Below are 22,051 nucleotides of genomic sequence, written 5' to 3'. Positions count from 1 at the left end.
TATCATATACTTACCCCGTCAGCGATAGCATCCAGCGCATGGAACACAGCCTGAGATTTACAATTTACGGTCACAGAATAGTATCTTTCTTTACCATTTCGGCGGCTGGACACCAACCGAGCTTCTTTAAGCTTCTTCAAATGTTGGGAGGTAACGGAATCAGACATATTTAACTCCTCTGCCAATGCGCCCACTGAACGCTCCCCCGTCTTTAGCGTCGTCAGGATTTTCACACGCTGGGTGTTCGCGATTGCTTGTAGCAGTTTTTCCACTTCATCCACGCGCCCCATGAATCCATCGGCAGCGTGGGGCGGTAACTGGGTGGATATTTTGTCGGAAGGTTTCATATGTCCCTGCTGTTTCGTATGACTTAAAGGCAACCTGATCGTCGGGACATTTTTCGTCAATGCACACATTGCCGCGATGCAACATTCTGTTTCACCCATGCGCCACGATGCCAACGGATTCTTGCCGGTGAAGCCCATGGTGTGAAATAGCACCGAATGGTACTCCTGCGCATACATACAATAAACATATGATTTTGTTAAAAAAATAGACAAAGCTGAGGCCGCCCCTCCGATTGGCAGTCGTCGGTGTCCACCCAAACGCGACGACCGTTGCTCGGGTGGATGGCCACATCGATACATTCGCCGGCTTCGGGGCCGTGCCGCAATCACTCGTCTACGATAATGACTGCCGCCTGGCAGCGAGGATCCGTCCCGACGGCACCCGCAAGCGGGCGGCGCTTGTTCAACGATTTCCTATCCCACCACCTGACCCAGCATCGCTATGGCGGGTCCTGGGAAGGGCACCGATAAAGGTCACGTAGAGAAGGCCGTCGGTTATGCCCCGCGTGCCTTCGGCTTCTTGACCAAAAAACGCTGGCATCATTTCGTCATGCCTTGGCAATAGGCCCCAACGTTTCCGACGTATCTGAACCAATCTTTGACAGCGCCATATCGCGCGACAAGGGTTTGGAAAGCAGGTAGCCTTGGAGATTGTCACATCTTAGTGCCTTCAGCGCCTGGCACTGAGAAAGCGTTTCGACACCTTCTGCTGTGATCTTCATCCCTCTTGCATGGGCCATCGCAATCATGGCCGACACAAGTTCCTTGTTTCCACTTTGCTCCATGTCCTGAATGAACGACCTGTCGATCTTCATTCTATCGATTTCCAATGTTCGGATTCGCGCAAAAGACGAATAGCCAGTGCCGAAATCATCGATCGCAAATCGGACGCCAGCGCCTCTAAGCGACGCAATATTACTTTCAACAGCCCCCCTCTTTTCAACAGCGACGCTTTCGGTAATCTCGAGCTCAAGTCGCGAGGGATCGATCTCCCAGCTCTCGAGCGTGGACAAGACCCGAAGCGGAAAAGACGGCGACGCCAGCTCGATAGCCGAGACATTGACAGCAATTGAGACTGTGGACGGGGCATCCACTAGGCATCGACAAGTGTCATCAAGGATAATCTGGCCGATATCCGCGATCAGGCCCGTCTCCTCAGCCAACGGAATGAATATGTCAGGCGCAATCGGGCCCAGTTTTTTGTGGTTCCACCGGGCAAGAGCCTCCATGGAAGTGAGTTCGCCCGTATCGGAAGCAAAAACAGGCTGGAAAACGGCTTCGATCGTCGTTCCCTCCCTGAGTGCCAAGCGCAAGTCCTGCTCTAATGCCCGGCGCGTGCGCAACAGCTCATCCATATGTTCGCCGAACAGCGCGTAAGTGTTCCTGCCGGCCGCCTTCGCATGATACAGCGCGATGTCGGCTTGTCTGGTCAGTTCAAACGGATCAATCGCACCGTTCGTGGAGGAAGCGCCAACACTGGCTCCGATCGAAATATGACGCCCGTCAATCATAAACGGCTCATGCAGGTTTTTGACGATCCGTCCGCAGGCATCCACAATGGCCTGTTCATCGGTGTTTTGAAGCAGGATATTAAACTCGTCGCCTCCGATCCGTGCAATCAACGCCGATGGAATGATCTCGCGCATGCGCTCGGCGACAAGTGTCAGCAAACGGTCGCCGACGGGATGGCCAAAAGTGTCATTGACCGCTTTGAAGCGATCAAGATCGACAAATAGGACCGAGGTGCTCTGATCTTCCGACGCCGAGCTCAGGCACCGCTCAAGAGCCTTGCTAAACTGCGTGCGGTTCGCAAGTCCAGTCAACGGGTCGTGCAAAGCCAGATGACTGAGTTGCTGTCGGCTTTCCGAAAGCTTATCCGAACGCCTTCTGATGGCGTTCGTCACCACGATTGTCGCGATAAAAATCAACGCCATGATCACGCCGACCGTAGGCAGCGTGGCGTGCAAGACACTCCTCCCCGGCTGGAACGGTCGCCAGGTCAGATATCCGACAACACCTCCGGAGCGCATTTCAAGCGGTATGAACGCTCGATCACCGGTTCGTGTCCAGACGGACTCGTATGTCATCTCGGAAAACTGATATTCATTTCCAACCTCTAAGGGAAAGCTCCCATCGAGATAGCGGATGGCAATATGAAGATTTTGCTGTCCCGGCGTCTGCTCAATATCGCCGGTATCAGACACGATCGGTTTGACACTGACAATGGCCGGATGACCGTTGATTTGGGTGATATCGCTTTCACCGATCGTCAGGACACGATCATTCACGCCCTCGGTAGCTTCGGCTGCCAGACGTTGACGTAGAGTTTCAGCCAGCGGCTGGTAGGCTGCCTGAATTTGCTCAGGCGATACGACTTCGTCTGAAGACGCGCTAAATTGATAGATAGGCTTCCCATCAGCGGCGGTGACAAGAGCAACGTCATGGCCAAAATAGGTGTGCATCCACTGTCCGAGATTGGTATCAATCCACTCAAGATTACCTGCGCTGACCTCCCGGACCGCGTCATCCCAAACCGTTGCACTTTCCTGGTCATGGGCGACCCCGATCTGGGCCTTGGAGACTATCAACTTGGCAAGATCACGCTGTCGGGTTCCCGCCACTTCATCCGATCGAGCAGCGGCCCAAAAAAGGGTGCCGGCTACAAGTCCCCCGAAACAAAGAGAAACGAGTGCGGCAAGCGCCACATTGGAGAGCCATTTCAATCGCGCCAAACTCTGCATGGATATTGTTATCTCCGGGTCGGACAATAATAAGACGCCCGAATTAATCGCGCTGTAAAAACTCTGGTTAACATCAACTTCACGGCGCGAAGTTGAAGCGTTCTCGCAGCGGTGCGCAGGCCGCTATTCACCATGGAGAACTGCGCGCTGCGACGATGTGCGGGTTTCACAAAGTCGCGAACAGGCATTTCAGTAAGTCGCCTATCACCTGTGGGATGCGCAAAGGCGCCTGACGGATCAGCAGCACGGCATGCCGGCCGAGGTCGAGGACAGGCTGTGCCTCCAGGGCTTCTTGCGCGCCTCCAGCTACAAGCCGCCGACACCCTGCGGCGTCGGCTGTCGAACTGATCCACGCTGACGAAATCGCGCGGGCTTCAGGGGGCCTTCGCCTCCCCAGCCCTCAAGCCGGTGTTCCGCCTTGCCGTGCGCGCCGTGCCGCGCTCAAGGAAAAGCAACAGCGCCAAGGCCGTCACCGGCTATGAGCTGGCACGCCTCGTTGCGACCTGCAGGACCGACAGCCTGCGGGACGTCCGTCACCGGGCCATCCTGATGGGGCGTGTCGCAAAGCTGGCGATAGGACGCGTTGAGCCGATAATCACCCAGCTTTCACGCTTTGTTAACCTTTTGAAGTCCGAAGAGGCGCCCGAGCAGATCGTTTTGATCGTTGACGGTCCACTCGCCGGAAAATCCGAAGCCTTTGCGCAGCCACAACATCGCTTCGAACCCGGCGATCGTCCGGCGAGCCGTTTTGAATGACTGTAAACCGCCGATCTTAGGCATGTTCTTCTTCACTCGGAAGTGATCGCTTTCGATGCCTTGCTGCAGATGCTTGGTGACATAATGGACCGGGTTCGGATGCAAAAGCCCATCATCGACGGCTGCTTTCATCGCAGAAGGAAATGTACTGGCGCCATCGGTCCCGATCTTCCCCGGCGATAGCAACTGCTCATCCTTGAGCATCTTGCGGAAGAAGCGTTTAGCGGCGTCGAGATCGCGCTTAGCCGTGAGCAAGAAGTCGACCGGGTTGCCGTGCTTGTCGATGGCGCGGTACAGGTAACGCCACTTGCCCCGGATCTTGACGTAGGTCTCGTCAATCCTGAATGAACCACAATGCGGCCGGCGAAACTGGCGCAGCCGCTTTTCGATGATAGGCTGTTGATTTCCACTGAGAACTGACCCGGCGTGGCCTGATATTTCCATTGAGAATTGACCCATGTTCCAACCTTCCCTCGCATGTTTTCAGCGAGGGCTATGGAGTGATCGACATGGCGTTATTGAGCGTGATCCGACGCTGGCATTTTCGAGAGCATCAATCGATCCGGGAGATTTGCCGCAGGACCGGCCTATCCCGGAATACCATCCGCAAATACCTGCGCCTTGATGGTGTGGAACCGAAGTTCAAGGTCCCGGAGCGGCCGAGCAAGCTTGATCCGTTTGCAGATCGGTTGTCTGCCTGGCTGAAGACGGAATCCAAGAAGAACCGCAAACAGAAGCGGACGATGAAGCAGTTGCATGCTGATCTGGTGAGCCTTGGTTACGAGGGTTCCTATAACCGAGTGGCGGCCTTCGCTCGGGAATGGCGTGATGATCGTCAAAGGGAATTGCAGACGACGGGCCGCGGGACGTATGTGCCCTTGGCGTTCGCCCCCGGTGAAGCCTTCCAGTTCGACTGGTCGGAAGACTGGGCCATCATTGGCAATGAGCGCACCAAACTACAGGTGGCGCATACGAAGCTGAGCTACAGCCGCGCCTTCATCGTCCGAGCCTATCTCCTGCAGACACACGAGATGCTGTTCGATGCCCACAATCATGCATTCCGCGTGTTCGGGGGCGTCCCCGGTCGTGGCATCTACGACAATATGCGCACCGTGATCGACAAGGTCGGCCGCGGCAAAGAGCGTGACGTCAACGTCCGATTCCAGGCAATGGCCAGCCACTACCTGTTTGAACCCGAGTTTTGCAATCCGGCTTCAGGCTGGGAGAAGGGACAAGTCGAGAAGAACGTTCAAGATGCGCGTCATCGGTTCTTTCAACCCGTTCCGCGGTTTCCATCGCTTGACGCTTTGAACGACTGGCTCGAGCAACGCTGCAAGGACTTCTGGGCACAGACCCCGCACGGTCAGATGCGCGGCACCATTGCCGACATATGGGCGGAAGAAGCTCGCGCGCTCATGCCCATTACTCGGCCGTTCGATGGGTTTGTCGAATACACCAAGCGCGTTTCTCCGACCTGCCTCGTGCATCTGGAGCGCAATCGCTACAGCGTCCCGGCGTCCTTCGCCAATCGGCCGGTGAGTCTAAGGGTTTACCCAGACCGTGTTGTGGTCGCCGCAGAAGGACAGATCATTTGCGAGCATCGTCGCGTCATTGATCGTTCCCACGACCGGCCAGGGCAGACGATCTACGACTGGCGGCACTATCTGGCGGTGGTGCAGCGAAAGCCGGGTGCGCTTCGCAATGGCGCACCGTTCGCCGAACTCCCCGATGCATTCCGCGCCTTGCAGCAATACCTGCTGAAGAAGCCGGGTGGCGACCGGGAGATGGTCGATATCCTGGCACTCGTCCTTCAACACGATGAACAGGCCGTCCTGTCGGCGGTCGACATGGCGCTGAAGTCCGGTGTTCCGACCAAGACGCACGTGCTGAACCTGCTGCATCGCCTCGTCGACGGCAAATCCTCCTTCACACCACCGACCATCGACGCGCCTCAGGCCCTGACGCTCACCAACGAGCCGAAGGCCAATGTCGAACGATACGATGCCCTGAGAAAGACGGAGACCCGCAATGCGTCATAATCCAGCGAGCGGTGCAATCGTCATCATGCTGCGGCAACTGAAGATGCACGGCATGGCACAAGCCGTCGGCGAGCTGACTGAGCAAGGATCGCCGGCGTTCGAGGCTGCCGTTCCGATCCTGTCGCAGCTCTTGAAAGCGGAAACAGCCGAACGGGAGGTGCGGTCGACAGCATATCAGCTCAAGACCGCTCGCTTTCCCGCATACCGTGATCTGAATGGCTTCGACTTTACCAGCAGCGAGATCAACGAGGCGCTCGTGCAACAGCTTCATCGCTGCGACTTCCTCGACGACGCCAATAACATCGTTCTGGTCGGCGGACCCGGCACGGGCAAAACGCACATCGCCACAGCGATCGGCGTCCAGGCCATCGAGCATCACCACAAACGGGTTCGGTTCTTCTCGACCGTCGAACTGGTCAACGCGCTGGAGCAAGAGAAGGCGCAAGGACGGTCCGGCAAGATCGCCAATCGGCTCGTCCATTCCGATCTCGTGATCCTCGACGAGCTCGGTTACTTGCCGTTCAGTGCATCAGGCGGTGCGATGCTCTTCCATCTGCTGAGCAAACTCTACGAGCGAACCAGCGTCGTCATCACGACAAACCTCAGCTTCAGCGAATGGGCCAGTGTATTCGGCGATGCCAAGATGACCACGGCATTGCTCGATCGGCTTACCCATCATTGCCACATCCTTGAGACCGGAAACGACAGCTTCCGCTTCAAAAACAGCTCCGCGCACGACACCAAAACGACAAAGGAGAAAACGAGGAACTTGACCACGACCGCAGACCCGAAACATACCTAATAGGCGGGTCAATTCTCGGTGGAAACGCCGGGTCAGTTCTCAGTGGCAATCAACACATTCTGTAAATACCGCTGCAGGTTCTGAGCGGCATTCCTCACTATTTGCGGCTGCCCAGTGGCTTTGACTTCGATTACGATGTTCAGGGGTTTGCCTGCAAATTGCGCCTTTACCTTGATATCGGCGCTCCAGCGACCGGAATTGAAAGAATCCCGTTCGATGCTGATTATCTGCAGGTTGGGCACGCCGGTCAGGAAATCCTCGACCACCTGGGGTGCAAATCGTTCGACGTTCACTGAATTGACTGCTTTCATCACGCTGTTGAATCAACTAAAATGGTGAACAAGTCAAGTGTCGTTCACTAGAATCGTATATTCAACGGGATGTTGAGCGCCCTAAGCGAGTGAACGACCTCCATTTCCGACTTGCTTTAACAGCGCCTGATTTCGATAAAGCGAAAGTCGGAAAATACGTGCTATCAAGCGCTTAACCCATCCGAATAAAGCGCCGCTGGTTCAAATCCAATCAAGAGCCCACGAGGCGTCAATACGGCGAACCGCATCACAGGTGCCTGCGAACAGCGGATTTCCGCGAAGCAGATACGGATCGGTTCGCCTTGTTGTCAGCGAGTGATGCTTTGACGAAGAGGCAAGTCGGAGATGCCATATCTGACAAGCATTGCCGGCTTCGTATCAACACATATTTTCGGCTAAGCGCTCGCGTCTTTGAGGTTCTTTGCCGTCTAAAGGAATTCCTGAAATTGTTGCTCCGGCACAAAGGCTGCGCCGGTCGTCCAGACGACGTGTGTTGCTTGGGCGAGATGCTCGCCGATCCGCTGCTGCCTACAAAACGTTTTACCCTGGGCATGCCGGACAATGAAGTCCGGACCGGCGGCTTCGTCACGGACCGCGCGAACGGGATCGACACAATAAATGACGCGTCCGCGCAGATTCACAGAAAGAGGATGGCCGGTATCGGTGAGAGCGACCATCCGTTTATGTGCGGGATCGCGTGCAGTCAGCATTTTTCCCGAGAGCAATAGTGCTTCTCCGGTGCGGCAAGTCGTGGTCTCCTCCTTGTCGAGTTGAGGCAACAATTCGTGTTTCTCGCGTCCTCCATGGCACGCAAGAATGGCAGCTTCTTTGCCAGCCGAGTAAATCGACCCATACCAGCGGAGCGATGTCGGCTTTCTCCAAAGCCTGGATTTCTATTTGTTGCCGGTGCAGACCTATACGTTCGTAAAGCGTTCTTATGGATAGGACATGACGTCGTCATGTGAGGCGACGAAGAACTTACCCGTGTCCGTGACCCAACCGCGGAACATGCCGTCGGTATTGTAGGGTGCGGCGACCGAGCCGTCGACACCGACGGCGACGAGACCGGCGCCGATATTGTGCGGCTTCAGGTCTTCCATGATGACCTTGGCAGAGGCGGTCTCGACGTTCTCGCCGAGATAGGTCATGCGCGCGGCGATCTCGTGGCCGACGACGTGGCGGATGAAGAACTCGCCCTTGCCAGTGCCGGAGACGGCGCAGACACCGTCACGCGCATAGGTGCCGGCGCCGATGACAGGGCTGTCGCCCACCCGGCCGTCGGGCTTGTTGTTATAGCCGCCCGTCGAGGTGGCGGCGGCGAGATGGCCGTGCTGGTCGAGTGCGACCGCGCCCACGGTGCCGTGCTTTTCGGATTCGCTGGCGGCGACCTGCGTGCCGGCCGCGACATGGGCCTTCATCGCAGCCAACGCCTGCTTGCGCCGTTCGGTGGTGAAATAGGCCTGTTCCTCGACCGCCAGGCCCTTCGCCTCGGCGAAGCGATCGGCGGCGGAGCCGGCAAGGAGCACGGCATCGCCGTGTTCGAGAACGGCGCGCGCCGCAACCACCGGATTGCGGATATGGCGCGAGGCGCAGACCGCACCGGCCGCCAGCGTCTCCCCGTCCATGATGGAGGCATCCAGTTCATGAATGCCGTTTTCGTTCAGCGCCGCGCCATGGCCCGCGTTGAAATGCGGACTGTCCTCCATGACGAGGACGGCGGCTTGCACGGCGTCGATGGCGCGTCCGCCGCGCTTGAGAACCGCATAGCCGGCCTCCAGTGCCCGCCCGAGGTCCCGCCGGGCTGCGATCCACTCCGCTTCGCTGAGGTCCAGCTTGGCCATCACGCCGCAGCCGCCATGGATGGCAAGGGCGAATTTCGTCATGGGAAATCTCCGATCATCATGAGAAAGGGCACCAGCAGCAGCCGGTGCCCTTAGGGTTTGTTGCCGGGCTTATCGCTTGGGATGGACGTCCATGGCCAGCGTATCCTCGTCCGAGCGCGGATCGTAGCTCACCTTGTCGGCCTTGGCACCCCAGGCGGAAAGGTTGGTCGCCAGCGGCAGGTCGGGGCGGTCGGTCGAAACCAGCATATTGGCTTCCTCGAGCAGTGTACGGCGCTTGGCTTCGTCCATCTCGACGGCGGCATCCTCGATCAGCTTGTCCATCTGCGGGTTGGAATAGCCGCGAACGTTGAAGGCGCCGAGCGATTTCTCCGCATCATTGGTGTGCATGAGCGACGACAGCATGTAGTTGGCCTCGCCCGTCAGCGTGCCCCAGGAGGCCATGTAGAGCGAGTATTCGCCGCGCGTCTTGGCCGGGTTGAACACCGCGGCCGGCACGCCCTGGACATCGACCGTCACGTTGATCGCGGCGAGAAGCTGGGCGACGGTCGGGCCGAGCTCGGTCGGCATGCGGTCGTTGGCATAGCTGAGCGCGACCTTGAAACCGTCAGGATAACCGGCTTCGGCCATCAGCTTGAGCGCCTTTTCGACGTCGAAGGCCGGAGCGGCGATCGCCTTGTTGTAGCCGAAGATATTCGAGCTCACGAGCTGCGTGGAGACGACGCCCATGCCCTCGAGCGCGAATTCCACGATGGTCTCGCGGTCGAGCGCGAGATCGAAGGCTTCGCGTACCTTCGGGTCGAGGAAGGGGTTCTTATCGAGCTTCTTGCCGGTATTGTCCCAGACCTGCGGTGAGTCCGCACGGAAATCGAATTCCAGGTAGGGGATGTAGATCGATTCCGTCTTGATTACCTGCAGGGCGGAATCGGACTCGATGCTGGCAAGGTCGGTCGCCGGCACCTTGGAGATGAGATCGACCTGGCCAGCCTTCAGCTGGGCGACGCGGGCGGCGTCATTCGGGATTTCCTTGCGGATGACCTTGTCCCACGGCTGTGCGCCGTCCCAGTAGCCGTCGAATTTTTCCAGCACCAGGTCCTGCGTCGGCGCCCAGCTGACGAACTTGTACGGGCCGGTGCCGATGGTCGCCTTGCCCATGTTGAAGCCCTCGGCGGAGCTGTCCTTGGTCGAGTAATCGGCCGCGGCCTTGTGGGAAACGATGAACAGGCGGATGAAATCGTTCGGCAGCGTCGGGGCCGGGCCGTTGGTCTTCACGCGCAGCGTATAGTCGTCGACGATCTCGACGCTGGCGACACGGCGGACATAGATGGTCGACGGGTTCGGGCCGGTGACGTTCGGGATGCGCTCGATGGAGAACTTCACGTCCTCGGCGGTGAAGTCGGAGCCGTCATGGAACTTCACGCCCTGACGCAACTTGAACTCCCAGGTCGTGTCGTCCAGCGCCTGCCAACTCGTTGCCAGCGACGGCAGGATTTCCAGATTGTTGCCGGAGCGCAGCAGGGTGTCGAAAATGTGCTTGGTGGCTTCGGCATTGGCCGAGGTCGCGGTGAAGTGCGGGTCCATCGAGGCCGGGCCGTTCTTCGTCGCGATCACCAGGTCGGCGGCAAGCGCGGCGATGGGCGAAGACAGCATGGTGGCCACCAAGGCTGCGCGGAGCATGGATTTCAGTATCATTGGGGTTCCTCTCTCGTTGATAGGTTGTTGGCCAACCTGCCTCCGTCCGGCGCCAGCCGGAAAGGCAAAGGGTGGATCAAAGGGTATCGTCGGACTGATTGCCGTCGAGCATCTGCGGCCACTCGCCGGAGGCGGTGACGAGCTTGGTCATGATTTCCGAAAGGTTCAGCCGTTCTGCGGGGCTGAGACATTCCAGCATGCGGCGCTCGTGCTCGATCATCATGCCTTTGGTGAGTTCCACCGCCTCGCGACCCTTGTCGGTGAGGCCGAGTGTGATGCGGCGCTGGTCGTCCTGGTCGATTTCGCGGTCGATCATCGCGAGGCGGGTCAGCTTGTTTGCAGCCCGGCTCAGTGTGTTCTTCGGAAAACCCGAAGACCGCACCACATCCGTCAACGTCGAGTTTCCGCCTAGATACAGCGACCACAACACAACGAATTCGGGGCGCAGCAGGCCTAGCTGCTGCTGGATGTAGCCATAGACCGGATTGTTGAAATGAAGCGCGAGATAGTTCAGCCGGAACGAGAACCAGCACGGATTATCCCACAGTTTGGCATGCATGATCGTGTCGACCTTAGTGCCGGGTGAGACGAGCGGCTCCTCTTGGCCGGCTCGTCCCTCGAACAGCGCTTGACGCATTGCCTCGTCCATTTCGTCCATCCCGTACAAAATAGATTTTGATCTCGAATGGAACTTTATTTGCGGTTTAGACCTTGCGTCAATCCAAAAAATCGATCCATATAGAACTAATTTGAGGATGTGAGCTCTCGTCGATAGACGGGCGCGAGCGGTCCGCCGAAGGTGTGGCCGCAAGCAAAGAAAGAGGGAAAATGCGCATTCAGGATATGCATTGGAGCCAGGTCGAGGAACGAGTGAAGGAAGATGATCGCTGCGTCCTGCCGATCGGTTCGATCGAGCAGCATGCCTATCTGAGCCTCGCCACCGACATGATCCTGGCCGAGCGGATTTCGGTGGAAGCCGCCGAGCCGCTCGGCGTGCCGGTCTTCCCGTGTCTGCCCTATGGCATGGCATCGGGTTTTGCTGATTTCCCCGGTACGGTAACGCTCTCGCTACGCACCTATATCGGTATCTTCGAGGATATGCTCGATAGCCTCTACCGTTCCGGCTTCCGACGGATCCTCATCGTCAACGGTCATGGCGGAAACACACCGGTCAACCCGGTCATCAGTGAATGGATGAACCGCAACCGCGACACCTCGGTCAAGCTGCATGACTGGTGGCGTGCGCCGATGACCATGGCGAAGGTGCAGGAGATCGATCCTGCCGCTTCGCATGCGAGCTGGATGGAAAATTTCCCCTGGACCCGCCTCGAAGGCGCGCCGATCCCCAATTTCCAGAAGGAACGGATCGATTTCGCCGCCACGTCGCGCGTCGATGCGGGCCGCAAGCGCGAGCGTATCGCGGAGGGTAACTATCACGGCGTCTTCCAGCGCCCGGATGCTGACATGTTGCAGGTCTGGCAGGTCGGCGTCGAGGAAACCCGTCACGAGATCGAGCGCGGCTGGCACTGATATCGCGGGGAGCGCTTCGCCCCATTGCGGATCGACCGGGAGGAGATATGGCATCTTTCATTCTTCGCAGATTGGGACAGGCACTCTTCGTGCTCCTGATCATGTCCATGCTCGTCTTCACGGGCGTCTACGTCATCGGCAATCCGGTCGACGTGCTGATCTCGCCCGACGTGACGCAGGAGATGCGTCAGCAGGTCATCCAGCAATACGGACTCGATCTTCCCCTGTGGGAGCAGTATTTCCAGTTCCTCCAACGTTTGCTGACCGGCGACCTCGGGCGCTCCTTCGTCTTCAACATGCCGGTCGTCACGCTGATCGCCCAGCGCCTGCCGGCAACGTTGGAACTAACGCTGATCGCGGTATTGTTCGCTTCCCTCGTCGGCATTCCGCTCGGCATCTATGCCGGTTACAGGCCCGACAGCTACATCGCCAAGGCCATCATGGCCGTGTCGATCCTCGGCTTCTCGGTGCCGACCTTCTGGATCGGCCTGATGCTGATCATGGTCTTCGCCGTGCAACTCGGCGTGCTGCCGGCGGGCGGGCGCGGGCAGACGACGGAGCTTTTCGGCATCCCGTTTTCCTTCCTGACGTTGAATGGCTGGTCGCATCTCATTCTGCCGGCCATCAACCTCTCGCTGTTCAAGCTGTCGATGATGTGCCGGCTGGCCGCGTCCGGCACCCGCGAAGTGATGCTCACCGACACGATCAAGTTTGCGCGTGCGGCCGGCATCTCGGAAAGCACGATCCTGCGCCGCCATGTGCTCAAACTGATCTCGATTCCGCTGGTGACAGTGTTCGGCCTGGAACTGGGCTCGACGCTCGCCTTTGCGCTGGTCACCGAAACGATCTTCTCCTGGCCGGGGCTCGGCAAGCTGATCGTCGATTCCATCACCTCGCTCGACCGGCCCGTCATGGTCGCCTACCTGATGCTCGTCTCGGCGCTGTTCGTGGTCATCAATCTTTGCGTGGATCTCGCCTATGCGGCGCTCGATCCGCGCCTGCGGCAGGGGAGGCGCTGACATGTCGATGGAAGCCCACGCGGTGAAATCCGTCTCGCCGCTGTCCGAATTCTGGCACACCTTCCGGCGCAACAAGGTCGCGGTCGTGGCTCTCGGCGTCGTGATCGCCATCATCCTCATGGCCGTTTTCGCGCCGTTTCTCGTGCCGCAGGATCCCTATGACCTGAAGTCGCTGGTGCTGCGCGATGCGCGCCGCCCCCCGGGTTATGTCGGCTCGACAGGCATCTTGCACCTGCTCGGTACCGACAGCCAGGGGCGCGACCTGCTTTCGGGTATCGTCTATGGCCTGCGAATTTCCCTGCAGATGGGATTGGTCGCTGGCGCCATCGCCTTTTCGATCGGCGCGGTGGTGGGCTGCTTTGCCGCCTATGTCGGTGGGCGCACGGAGACGATGATCATGCGCATCGTCGATATCCAGCTCTCCTTCCCAGCGATCCTGCTGGCCTTCGTCGTGGCCGCGATCCTCGGGCAGGGCAAATCGCAGCTCATCCTCGCGCTGGTCTTCGCGCAATACGCCTATTTCGTGCGGACCGCCCATGGCGCCGCTGCCGCCGAGCGGCAGAAGGACTATGTGCAGGCCGCCCTTTCGGTGCCGATGAGCGGCTGGTTCGTCATCAGCCGGCATATCCTGCCCAATTCGCTGCCGCCGCTGATCGTGGTCGCCACGGTGCAGATCGCCTCGGCGATCTCGCTGGAAGCGACCCTGTCTTTCCTGGGCGTCGGCCTGCCGCCGACGGAACCGTCGCTCGGCATGCTGATCGCCAACGGCTTCCAATATCTGATGTCGGGGCGCTACTGGATCGCGATCTATCCCGGCATCGCCCTCATCATCCTCATCATGGCGATCAATCTGGTCGGCGACCAGATCAGGGATCAGCTCAATCCGAGGCTGCGCAAATGAGCGAACTTCTGGATGTCCGTAGCCTGCGGACCTATTTCGAGACCGACAAGGGCACCGTCAAATCGGTGGACGACATCTCCTTCACGCTGAAGCGCGGCGAGGTTATGGGGTTGGTCGGAGAGAGCGGCTCGGGCAAGTCCATCACCGGCTTCTCGCTCATCGGTCTCCTGGACGAGACCGGCCGCATCCAGGAGGGCAGCTCCATCCGCTTCAACGGGCGCGAGCTGGTCGGGCTTGATGGCAAGGAACTGCGCAAGCTCCGGGGCAAGGACATCTCCATGGTGTTCCAGGATCCGATGATGACGCTGAACCCTGTCGTGCGGATCATCGACCAGATTGGGATGGCGATCCGGGCGCATGAGCAGGTTTCGGATGCCGAAGTCCGCCGTCGTGCGGTCGAGGCTCTGGCCAAGGTCAAGATCGTCGATCCCGAAAGCAAGGTGGACCAGTATCCGCACGAGTTTTCCGGCGGCATGCGCCAGCGCGTGGCCATCGCCATTGCCCTGCTGCACCGGCCGCAGCTCGTCATCGCCGATGAGCCGACTACCGCGCTCGACGTCTCGGTGCAGGCCGAGATTCTGATCATGGTGAAGGCGCTGGTGGCGGAGATGGGGACTTCGTTGATCTGGGTGAGCCACGACCTCGCCACCGTCTCCTCGATCGCCGACACCATCGCAGTGATGCGGCGGGGCAAGATCGTCGAGAGCGGCCCTGCGAGGCAGGTGCTGCACAATCCGCAGCATCCCTATACGCAGGGGCTGCTGGATGCGCTACCCTCTCGTTCGATGCCCGGCAAGCCGCTGGCATCTGCCGCGACCGAGGCGGCCGGTCCCATGGACCTGAGCGGGCTTGGTGGCACCGCGCTCGGCGCTGCGCCCGATGAAGCCTTCGTAAAGGCGGAGGCGATCGAGAAGATTTTTGCCCGACGCATCGGTTTTCTGCGCGGTCTCGGCATACGCTGGGGCCTGTTGCGAGAGCCCGGCCCTGTTCATGCGGTAATATCGGCGAACCTGACCATCGCTCGCGGGGAGATTCTCGGCCTCGTCGGCGAATCCGGTTCCGGTAAATCGACGCTTGGACGCATCTTGTGCGGTATCTATCCGCCGACCTCCGGTACGGTCAGCGTCGGTGGCAAGCCGGTGCGCTCGGCAACGGGCAAGCTTGGCACCCATGTGCAAATGATTTTCCAGGATCCCTTCGCCTCGCTCGATCCGCGCCGCACCATCTTCCAGTCGGTGGCCGAAGGGCCGATTGCTCATGGTTTCTGCACGCGCGCCAATGCTCGCGACTATGTCAATCGTTGGCTGCGTGCCGTTGCCTTCGATCCGGCGCTGGCCGATCGCTATCCACACCAGTTCTCGGGCGGCCAGCGCCAGCGCATCGCTATCGCGCGAGCGCTGGCTATGCAGCCGGAAGTCATCATCTGTGACGAGCCGGTCGCCTCGCTCGATGTCTCGATCCAGGCGCAGGTCATCAACCTTTTGATGGAGCTGCGGCGCGCTCTCAACATCACGCTACTGTTCATCAGCCACGACCTTTCGGTCGTGCATCACCTGTGCGACCGCGTCGTGGTGATGCGTCATGGCGAGATCGTCGAGCAAGGAACTGCAACGCAAGTCTTCACCACGCCCCGGCACGCCTATACGAAGATGCTGCTCGAGGCGGTTCCGAAGCTGGAGACAAGACCGTCGTGATAATTTGACAATGCATGCCGATATTATTCGACAAGACTTAGTTTTGTCGTAGGGCTGCCCCCGGCCAAATCTGATCAACGCCCTTTTGCCGTGACTGTTCGAATCCCATCAAGGAAAAGGCGCGCTTGTCGGCAACAAGCAGAACCTGTCTTTTAATAGCTACTGAAGTGTATCTGCCCACTATGCTCGTTCAAGGAATGGGATTCGGGCGCTGAAGCGTGGCCCTGACTCGACGAAGCTTTTAGTCTCGATGAACCGCGCCGGGTTTGCCGGAGGCCATTTCATTTAAGTTAAGCGGCCACGGCCGGTGCGTCCAGCATGGCGTAATATCGTTCTTCGGCTTCGGCTGGCGGTATGTTGCCGATGGGCTCCAGAAGGCGGCGGTTATTGAACCAGTCGACCCATTCCAAAGTGGCGAACTCCACGGCTTCGAAGGTTCGCCACGGTCCTCGCCGATGGATGACCTCGGCCTTGTAAAGACCATTGATCGTTTCGGCGAGAGCGTTGTCATAGCTGTCGCCGACACTTCCGACAGACGGCTCGATGCCCGCTTCCGCTAGCCGTTCGGAATAGAGAATGGACACATATTGCGATCCGCGGTCGGAATGGTGGACCAGTCCACCACGGTGCACGGGCCGCCGATCATGAAGCGCCTGATCGAGTGCATCGAGAACGAAACCCGCATGGGCAGTCCGACTTGCCCGCCAACCGACGATGCGGCGAGCAAAGGCATCGATTACGAACGCGACGTAAACGAAGCCCTGCCAGGTCGCAACATACGTGAAATCAGAAAGCCAGAGCATGTTCGGCGCAGGCGCGAAGAAGTGCCGGTTCACCCGGTCGAGCGGGCATGGGCCGGTCTTGTCACTGATCGTCGTGCGGATCGGTTTGCCACGAATGATGCCTTGCAGCCCCATCACCCTCATAAGCCGAGCGACAGTGCAGCGGGCGATGTCGAAGCCCTCCCGCTGCAATTGCCGCCAGACCTTGCGCACGCCATAGACCTGGAAGTTCTCATTGAACACCCGGCGTATCTCGATCTTCAGGCCGATATCGCTGCGGGCGCGGGTCGACAGGCGATCCACGTCCAGGCGCTTGGCGACGTTCTCGTAGTAGGTTGACGGGGCAATCTGTCAACGGCGGCGTAAAAACCGGCCACGGGGCGGCGTAAAAGTCGGCCACTTGTGGCGCCCGCATGAGACGGCCGGGAGGGCGTAGCCCGAGCGGGGGTCTCATGCGCGCGTTGCGATTTTTCGAGGGGTATTAGCCGGCCTTTCGGGCGCGGCTTTGGGCGAGACGATAGCTGTCGCCATTCATCTCAAGGATGCTGACGTGATGGGTGATACGATCGAGCAGCGCGCCGGTCAGGCGCTCTGATCCGAGCGTCTCCGTCCATTCGTCGAAGGGAAGGTTGCTGGTGATCAGGGTCGCGCCTCGCTCGTATCGTTGTGAGATCAGCTCGAACAGCAATTCCGCGCCGGTCTTGGAGAGCGGCACGAAGCCCAGCTCATCGATGATGAGAAGCTGGTAGGCAACCATCTGCTTCTGGAACCGGATGAGACGCCGCTCTTCGCGCGCCTCCATCATCTCGCTCACCAGCGCGGCCGCCGTGGTGAAGCCGACGGACAGGCCTTTCTGGCATGCGGCCAGACCAAGGCCGAGAGCCACATGCGTCTTGCCGGTTCCACTGGGGCCGAGAGCGATGACATTCTCCCTTCGCTCGATCCATTCGCAGCGCGCCAGTTCCAGCACCTGCATCCTGTTGAGCTTGGGGATGGCGGCGAAGTCGAAGCTGTCCAAACTTTTGACGGCGGGGAATTTGGCCGCCTTGATGCGGCGCTCGACCTTGCGGCGATCGCGTTCGATCATCTCCCGCTCGGCAAGCCGGAACAGGTAGCCGACATGATCGACGCCTTCGGTGGCGCATAGCCGGGCCAGCTTCTGGTGCTCGCGCTGGAAGGTCGGCAGCTTCAGGACCTTGAGATAGTGCGCGAGAAGGATCTCTGGTGCTTCTGTGCTCATGCCGCTTCTCCAGCATCCGATGACAGGAGGCGCATGTAGGCGTTCGCCGAGGTCGTCTCGACCGTCGCCCGTGGAAGGTAGGGATAGATCGCCAGGTCCAACCGCGGCGGCCGGCGCTCCACACGGCACAGGATCAGATGCTTGACCGCGTCGAAGCCGATGGCGCCGAGCTGGAGGGCCTGCTTTACCGCTACGTGAAGGTCGGCAAGCTCGAAGCTCTCCAGCAGACGGAGAACCTGCACGTATTCCCGCCGGCCATGCTTGGCCATGCGGCCCTCCATCAGCCGGCGCAGCGTGGCGAACTCTTGAGGCAGATCCCAGCCCTGGAGGGGTGCGGCCTGATCCAGCGAATTGATCTTCTGTTCGATCAGCGGCAGGTAATGCACAGGATCGAAGACGACGTCCTCACGCTCCCAGCACCGGGGATGGCGCGCGATGATCTCGCCGCGGCAGCCGATCACCACCTCGTCGACATAGCCCCGGACCCAGACATCCTGATGGCCGTAGGCGACCGGCACGGAATAGTCGTTGGTCTTGTAGCGGACCAGCGATTGAGCCGTGACTTTCGCACTCGCCTGGTCGCAGGCATCGAAGGGCGATGGTGGCAACGCACGCATGGCCGCGAGATCCCGCTGCAATCGTTCCCCGATCGTCTCACTCTCGCCGCGTAGCCTGTCGCTCTGGCGTTTGCGGCATTGCTCTTCCAGAAAGGTGTTGAACGCATCCCATGTCGGAAACTGCGGGATCGGCACCATGAAGTTGCGCCGGGCGTAACCCACGAGGCCTTCGACATTCCCTTTATCATTGCCTTTCCCCGGACGGCCGTAGCGATCCCGGATCAGGTAGTGGGACAGGAAGCCGCTGAACAGCGCCGCCCGCTTGCGCGTACCGTCGGGCAGAATCTTTGCCACAAGGCAACGGTCGTTGTCATAGACGATCGACTGCGGCACGGCCCCGAAGAAGGAAAACGCGTGGATGTGGCCATCCACCCAGGCCTCGGCCACCGCCGCAGGATAAGCGCGCACATAGCAGCCATCGCTATGCGGTAGATCGAGCACGAAGAAGCGGGCCTTTTGCTCGACGCCGCCGATGATCACCGTAGCCTCGCCGAAATCGGCCTGCGCGTGGCCCGGCGGATGCGACAGCGGCACGAACACCTCCTGCCGGCGCTGATCCCGCTCGCGTATGTAATCCTTGATGATCGTGTAGCCGCCAGTGAAGCCGCACTCGTCACGGAGACGGTCGAACACCCGCCTGGCCGTATGGCGCTGCTTGCGCGGCACCTTCAGGTCTTCGTCGAGCCAATGGTCGATCGTCGAAACGAACGCATCCAGCTTCGGCCGTCGGATCGGTGATCGCCGCTGATAGCCCGGTGGCGTCGAATAGGCCACCATCTTGGCAACGCTGTCGCGCGATATGTTGAAATGCTTTGCTGCCTGACGCCGGCTCATCCCTTCCGAAACAGCCAGGCGAACCTTCAGATATAGTTCCACGGTGTAGATCCCCTGTCCCTCCTGCGCTCATTGCAGAAAGGAAATAGGTGGCCGGATTTTACTCCGCCCGCGGCAGCATTATGCCGCCGCTACCGTGGCCGACTTTTGCACCGCCGCTCTCACATTCCTGCGCGCCATGAAGCACGCGAAGAATTCGCACTGTCGTCTCGGTAATGGCATAAGCCGCAACGTAAGGCGTCCCATTGATGAAAAGTTCGCGTGTCCCGGCAATTCTGCCCACACGACCACTGGCAGGAAAATCGAGTAGACGACGGGTAGCCACGACGATCCTCTCATCGATCAGAACGGCGGCCGCAGGATGATCTGCCTCGATGTACGTGAAGATTGCGTCGCGATCCGATAACGCAAATGCGGACCAAGTAAGTTTCACGATTTGGGCACACCAGCTTTAAGACGTGCTGCTGCTCGACGTTCGGAAAAATGCGCCTCAACTTCTTCGTCTGATAAATCCGGCCGAGTATCGTTCAATGCTTCGAGCACCTTGGTCCGAAACCAAGCGTCATGCGCTTCACTACCCGAAAGCAGCTCAAGGGGCAAAGCCCCCTCATTAGCAGTCCGGGTGAGCAGGATACGAACGGCATCAGATACCGTGAGGCCCATGCTTTCAAGCACGGCAGAGGCACGATCTCGAACTTCAGCATCAATACGTGTTTGGACGAGTGCGTTTGCAGCCACGGCTATCTCCCTTTCTTCGAGCGACAGTAATGCAATTGAATGACGATTTCCAGTCGGCGTTTTCTGCCGACACTATTCGCCTTGAAGGCGATTTGAACCAACGATCCGCATTTGGGAATCTTACCAGCTTGAGAACATAAGAGAATTTTGTTACGAGCTATCTCGAAAGCGGATATGGGAACATATCCTCGCTGCGGTGGTGTAGACGGGTATGATGTAGTCTGCACAGCCAGGTACTTTTTGTGGCTGATCATATTTGTCATGACTAGCGTCTACCACTTGGCTTCCGCAAACTTCACATGTTTGTTTCTCCAATTCGCCAGCCTTCACTGCCCGGCTCTGTTGCAAGAATTCTGATTGGTCGCAAAGCGGGCTTCCTACGCCTCGGTCACGCGGCTTTTGCATCGAGGTTCTGGGCTAGGATTGCCACAACTTCGGTAAGGGCGCTGGGCACGACCCCGAAGGCTCGTTCAACGATGCGAGCCTTTCCACGGACGTCGCCGGTCAAGTTGAATATCGCGGCCTGGCCCTTGCATAGAGCCCACGTCACCTCGAAACCCTTGATCGTCGCGTAGGCTGTCTTCAACGTCTTGAAACCTCTGACCGGCTTGATCAGCTGTTTCAGCTTGCCGTGATCGGCCTCAACGACATTGTTCAGGTATTTGACCTGCCGGTGCACCAGTTCCTTTGGGCATTTGCCTTCGGCTTTCAGCTCAGAGATCGCTATACCGTAGGTCGGTGCCTTGTCGGTGTTGATGACGGTTGGCTTTTCCCAATCCTTCAGGCCATTCAGGGTTTTGCCTAGAAATCGCTTCGCTGCCTTGGCGTTGCGTGTCGGCGAGAGATCGAATTCGATCGTATTGTCGAACTTGTCGACGGCGCGGTACAGATATTTCCACTTGCCTCGGACCTTCACATAGGTCTCATCGACTCGCCAGCTCGTCGATTGCGGCCGGCGCCAATGCCAACGCAAGCGTTTCTCAATCTCCGGCGCGTATTTCTGGACCCAGCGATAGATCGTGGAATGATCGACGCCTACACCTCGTCCGCCCATCATTTGTTCAAGATCGCGATAGCTTCCCCATAGCGGCAATACCAGCGCACTGCCCACAAGATGACCTCGCCCTGAAAATGCCGCCACTTGAAATCGCTCATCAAACGTCTCGCCGAAAATTGTCGGGGCTATCTCAGCCTTCAATCGATCTTTTGCAACAGAGCCGCAACGCTCACCCAGAATCTCGAAAGTCAGACCGCTTGACAAAGTGGGGCTGGGGATTTCGTTGCCAGTTGAAATCTTTGCAACACAGCCCAAACAAAAAAGCCCACCCGGCGGACCGGATGGACTTTTGTTGTCACCGCACCGGGGAGAACGGCGACGGGGCAATTGGCGCTCAAGGGGGGACGTCGCGCCATTTGCCGTTATCGTTCACTTAGCCGAGGCAAGAGCCGCATTCATACGCTCCCGAGCCTTGGGCGGCAGTTTGACGGCGTTGAAGGCCTCCAGATTGGCGGGGGCGCCGTCACCTACAAGGATGGCAGCAACCATGCCCATGCCAAGATGCGGCGTGCATTTCACGCCATAGGCACCGGCCTTGTCGAAGGTCACCTTGATGGTCTCGTTGAGCGCGCCCTTGAATTTGGCAGCCCCTTCCGGTGCCATGCCGTCGATCAGTTCGGCGCTGTGACCCTTGTCCGTGGGAATGAAGGTGATGCTGTCACCTGCCGCAATCTTCAACCCGGCAGGTTCGAATACCATGGCGCCCTCCTTGCCCTTGTTGAGCATGTGGACCTCGAAATCAGCGGCCGCGACCGGGCCAGCCATGGCAAGAACAGCGGCGGCGAGAAAGGCATAGCGGATTTTCATCATCGTTCTCCTGAACAGCGGGAACATCCCGTTCCCTTTGCATGAGGAGATACCGCCAATACCCGTCGGCTTCTTTGTCGGTTCGCAAAGAGCGGAGTCAATCTGTCAGGAATTGTCGCGGCGGGTTCTGGCGAGGGCTTCAAGGCCCGGTACATCGCGCACCAGAAGCTTCTGCCGTCCACCTTCCACCAGCCCCTTCGCCTCCCATGCGCTGAAAATGCGAGAGACGGTGTGCAGCGTCGTGCCGGTCATTTCGGCGATATCCTGGCGGGAGATCGGGAAATCGATGCGGATGCCGTCGGC

At 59.0% G+C, this 22,051-nt stretch carries 19 protein-coding genes and 6 pseudogenes; 8 read left to right on the top strand and 17 right to left on the bottom strand.

Annotated features, from left to right (window positions below; all coding sequences use genetic code 11):
• Positions 1–2: 2 nt before the first annotated feature.
• Complete coding sequence (locus GGQ66_RS23365) at positions 3–500, bottom strand: ArsR/SmtB family transcription factor (protein ID WP_183791025.1); 498 nt, start codon at positions 498–500, stop codon at positions 3–5.
• Positions 501–589: 89 nt separating this feature from the next.
• Here GGQ66_RS23365 and GGQ66_RS23030 point away from each other — a divergent pair.
• Positions 590–861 (top strand): annotated as a pseudogene (locus GGQ66_RS23030) (IS21 family transposase); the annotation flags it as partial.
• A 34-nt stretch (positions 862–895) separates the two neighbouring features.
• On the opposite strand, the gene GGQ66_RS07400 reads toward GGQ66_RS23030, so the two are convergent.
• Positions 896–3,088 carry a putative bifunctional diguanylate cyclase/phosphodiesterase gene (locus tag GGQ66_RS07400; protein WP_183791023.1) on the bottom strand — a complete coding sequence of 731 codons (2,193 nt, stop codon included), beginning with the start codon at positions 3,086–3,088 and terminating at the stop codon, positions 896–898.
• Between the two features lie 196 nt (positions 3,089–3,284).
• On the opposite strand from GGQ66_RS07400, the pseudogene GGQ66_RS23025 reads away from it, so the two are divergent.
• Positions 3,285–3,640, top strand: a pseudogene (locus tag GGQ66_RS23025) (integrase); the annotation flags it as partial.
• 54 nt (positions 3,641–3,694) lie between these two features.
• Here the strand turns inward: GGQ66_RS23025 and GGQ66_RS07395 are convergent.
• A pseudogene (locus GGQ66_RS07395) lies at positions 3,695–4,240 on the bottom strand (IS6 family transposase); the annotation flags it as partial.
• Positions 4,241–4,353: 113 nt separating this feature from the next.
• On the opposite strand from GGQ66_RS07395, the gene istA (GGQ66_RS07390) reads away from it, so the two are divergent.
• Positions 4,354–5,883, top strand: a complete 1,530-nt coding sequence (gene istA, locus GGQ66_RS07390; RefSeq protein WP_183791021.1) for an IS21 family transposase — start codon at positions 4,354–4,356, stop codon at positions 5,881–5,883.
• A complete protein-coding gene (gene istB, locus GGQ66_RS07385; RefSeq protein ID WP_183791019.1) occupies positions 5,873–6,685 on the top strand; it encodes an IS21-like element helper ATPase IstB in 813 nt (270 codons plus the stop codon). Before istA (GGQ66_RS07390) ends, istB (GGQ66_RS07385) begins: the two co-directional genes overlap by 11 nt.
• A 32-nt stretch (positions 6,686–6,717) precedes the next feature.
• Here istB (GGQ66_RS07385) and GGQ66_RS07380 read toward each other — a convergent pair whose 3' ends face one another.
• The 5 genes from GGQ66_RS07380 to GGQ66_RS07360 all read right to left on the bottom strand — a co-directional run bounded on the left by GGQ66_RS07380 (position 6,718) and on the right by GGQ66_RS07360 (position 11,178).
• Positions 6,718–6,996 carry a hypothetical protein gene (locus GGQ66_RS07380; RefSeq protein ID WP_183791017.1) on the bottom strand — a complete coding sequence of 93 codons (279 nt, stop codon included), beginning with the start codon at positions 6,994–6,996 and terminating at the stop codon, positions 6,718–6,720.
• Positions 6,997–7,424: 428 nt separating this feature from the next.
• Positions 7,425–7,778 carry a fumarate hydratase C-terminal domain-containing protein gene (locus GGQ66_RS23360; protein ID WP_210287202.1) on the bottom strand — a complete coding sequence of 118 codons (354 nt, stop codon included), beginning with the start codon at positions 7,776–7,778 and terminating at the stop codon, positions 7,425–7,427.
• Between the two features lie 153 nt (positions 7,779–7,931).
• A complete protein-coding gene (locus GGQ66_RS07370; RefSeq protein ID WP_183791015.1) occupies positions 7,932–8,879 on the bottom strand; it encodes an isoaspartyl peptidase/L-asparaginase family protein in 948 nt (315 codons plus the stop codon).
• A 69-nt stretch (positions 8,880–8,948) separates the two neighbouring features.
• A complete protein-coding gene (locus tag GGQ66_RS07365; protein ID WP_183791013.1) occupies positions 8,949–10,529 on the bottom strand; it encodes an ABC transporter substrate-binding protein in 1,581 nt (526 codons plus the stop codon).
• A gap of 76 nt (positions 10,530–10,605) precedes the next feature.
• Positions 10,606–11,178: a MarR family winged helix-turn-helix transcriptional regulator gene (locus GGQ66_RS07360; RefSeq protein WP_183791011.1), complete on the bottom strand. Its 573-nt coding sequence runs from the start codon at positions 11,176–11,178 to the stop codon at positions 10,606–10,608.
• Positions 11,179–11,357: 179 nt separating this feature from the next.
• Between GGQ66_RS07360 and GGQ66_RS07355 the strand changes: the two genes are divergently transcribed.
• The 4 genes from GGQ66_RS07355 to GGQ66_RS07340 are packed head-to-tail and all read left to right on the top strand — an operon-like array spanning position 11,358 to position 15,673.
• Positions 11,358–12,059: a creatininase family protein gene (locus GGQ66_RS07355; RefSeq protein ID WP_183791009.1), complete on the top strand. Its 702-nt coding sequence runs from the start codon at positions 11,358–11,360 to the stop codon at positions 12,057–12,059.
• Between the two features lie 47 nt (positions 12,060–12,106).
• Complete coding sequence (locus tag GGQ66_RS07350) at positions 12,107–13,078, top strand: ABC transporter permease (RefSeq protein WP_183791007.1); 972 nt, start codon at positions 12,107–12,109, stop codon at positions 13,076–13,078.
• A 1-nt stretch (position 13,079) separates the two neighbouring features.
• Complete coding sequence (locus GGQ66_RS07345; RefSeq protein WP_011982999.1) at positions 13,080–13,979, top strand: ABC transporter permease; 900 nt, start codon at positions 13,080–13,082, stop codon at positions 13,977–13,979.
• Complete coding sequence (locus GGQ66_RS07340; RefSeq protein ID WP_183791005.1) at positions 13,976–15,673, top strand: dipeptide ABC transporter ATP-binding protein; 1,698 nt, start codon at positions 13,976–13,978, stop codon at positions 15,671–15,673. The genes GGQ66_RS07345 and GGQ66_RS07340 overlap by 4 nt, the downstream gene beginning before the upstream one ends.
• Before the next feature lie 290 nt (positions 15,674–15,963).
• Here GGQ66_RS07340 and GGQ66_RS07335 read toward each other — a convergent pair.
• From GGQ66_RS07335 to GGQ66_RS07300, 9 genes and pseudogenes are all read right to left on the bottom strand, one after another.
• Positions 15,964–16,803, bottom strand: a pseudogene (locus tag GGQ66_RS07335) (IS3 family transposase); the annotation flags it as partial.
• A gap of 133 nt (positions 16,804–16,936) precedes the next feature.
• Entirely contained in the window at positions 16,937–17,695 is a 759-nt protein-coding gene (istB, locus tag GGQ66_RS07330; protein ID WP_183791003.1) for an IS21-like element helper ATPase IstB, read from the bottom strand.
• The gene (gene istA, locus GGQ66_RS07325) at positions 17,692–19,188 is read right to left on the bottom strand and encodes an IS21 family transposase (RefSeq protein ID WP_183791000.1); all 1,497 of its coding nucleotides are present in this window, start codon (positions 19,186–19,188) and stop codon (positions 17,692–17,694) included. Before istA (GGQ66_RS07325) ends, istB (GGQ66_RS07330) begins: the two co-directional genes overlap by 4 nt.
• Before the next feature lie 58 nt (positions 19,189–19,246).
• A complete protein-coding gene (locus GGQ66_RS07320; protein WP_370686308.1) occupies positions 19,247–19,579 on the bottom strand; it encodes a type II toxin-antitoxin system RelE/ParE family toxin in 333 nt (110 codons plus the stop codon).
• Positions 19,576–19,884: a type II toxin-antitoxin system RelB/DinJ family antitoxin gene (locus tag GGQ66_RS07315; RefSeq protein WP_138792958.1), complete on the bottom strand. Its 309-nt coding sequence runs from the start codon at positions 19,882–19,884 to the stop codon at positions 19,576–19,578. The genes GGQ66_RS07320 and GGQ66_RS07315 overlap by 4 nt, the downstream gene beginning before the upstream one ends.
• 157 nt (positions 19,885–20,041) lie before the next feature.
• Positions 20,042–20,232, bottom strand: a pseudogene (locus tag GGQ66_RS23355) (hypothetical protein); the annotation flags it as partial.
• A gap of 40 nt (positions 20,233–20,272) precedes the next feature.
• A pseudogene (locus tag GGQ66_RS07310) lies at positions 20,273–21,039 on the bottom strand (IS6 family transposase).
• Between the two features lie 271 nt (positions 21,040–21,310).
• The gene (locus GGQ66_RS07305) at positions 21,311–21,748 is read right to left on the bottom strand and encodes a pseudoazurin (protein ID WP_183790998.1); all 438 of its coding nucleotides are present in this window, start codon (positions 21,746–21,748) and stop codon (positions 21,311–21,313) included.
• Positions 21,749–21,853: 105 nt separating this feature from the next.
• Positions 21,854–22,051: Crp/Fnr family transcriptional regulator (locus GGQ66_RS07300; protein WP_183790996.1), on the bottom strand; the 198-nt coding region annotated here is incomplete at its 5' end.

This window comes from Allorhizobium borbori (assembly GCF_014196535.1).
In the GTDB taxonomy this organism is placed as follows: domain Bacteria; phylum Pseudomonadota; class Alphaproteobacteria; order Rhizobiales; family Rhizobiaceae; genus Ectorhizobium; species Ectorhizobium borbori.
Note: the sequence above shows the minus strand (reverse complement) of the source record. Positions and strands in the feature narration are given on the sequence as shown.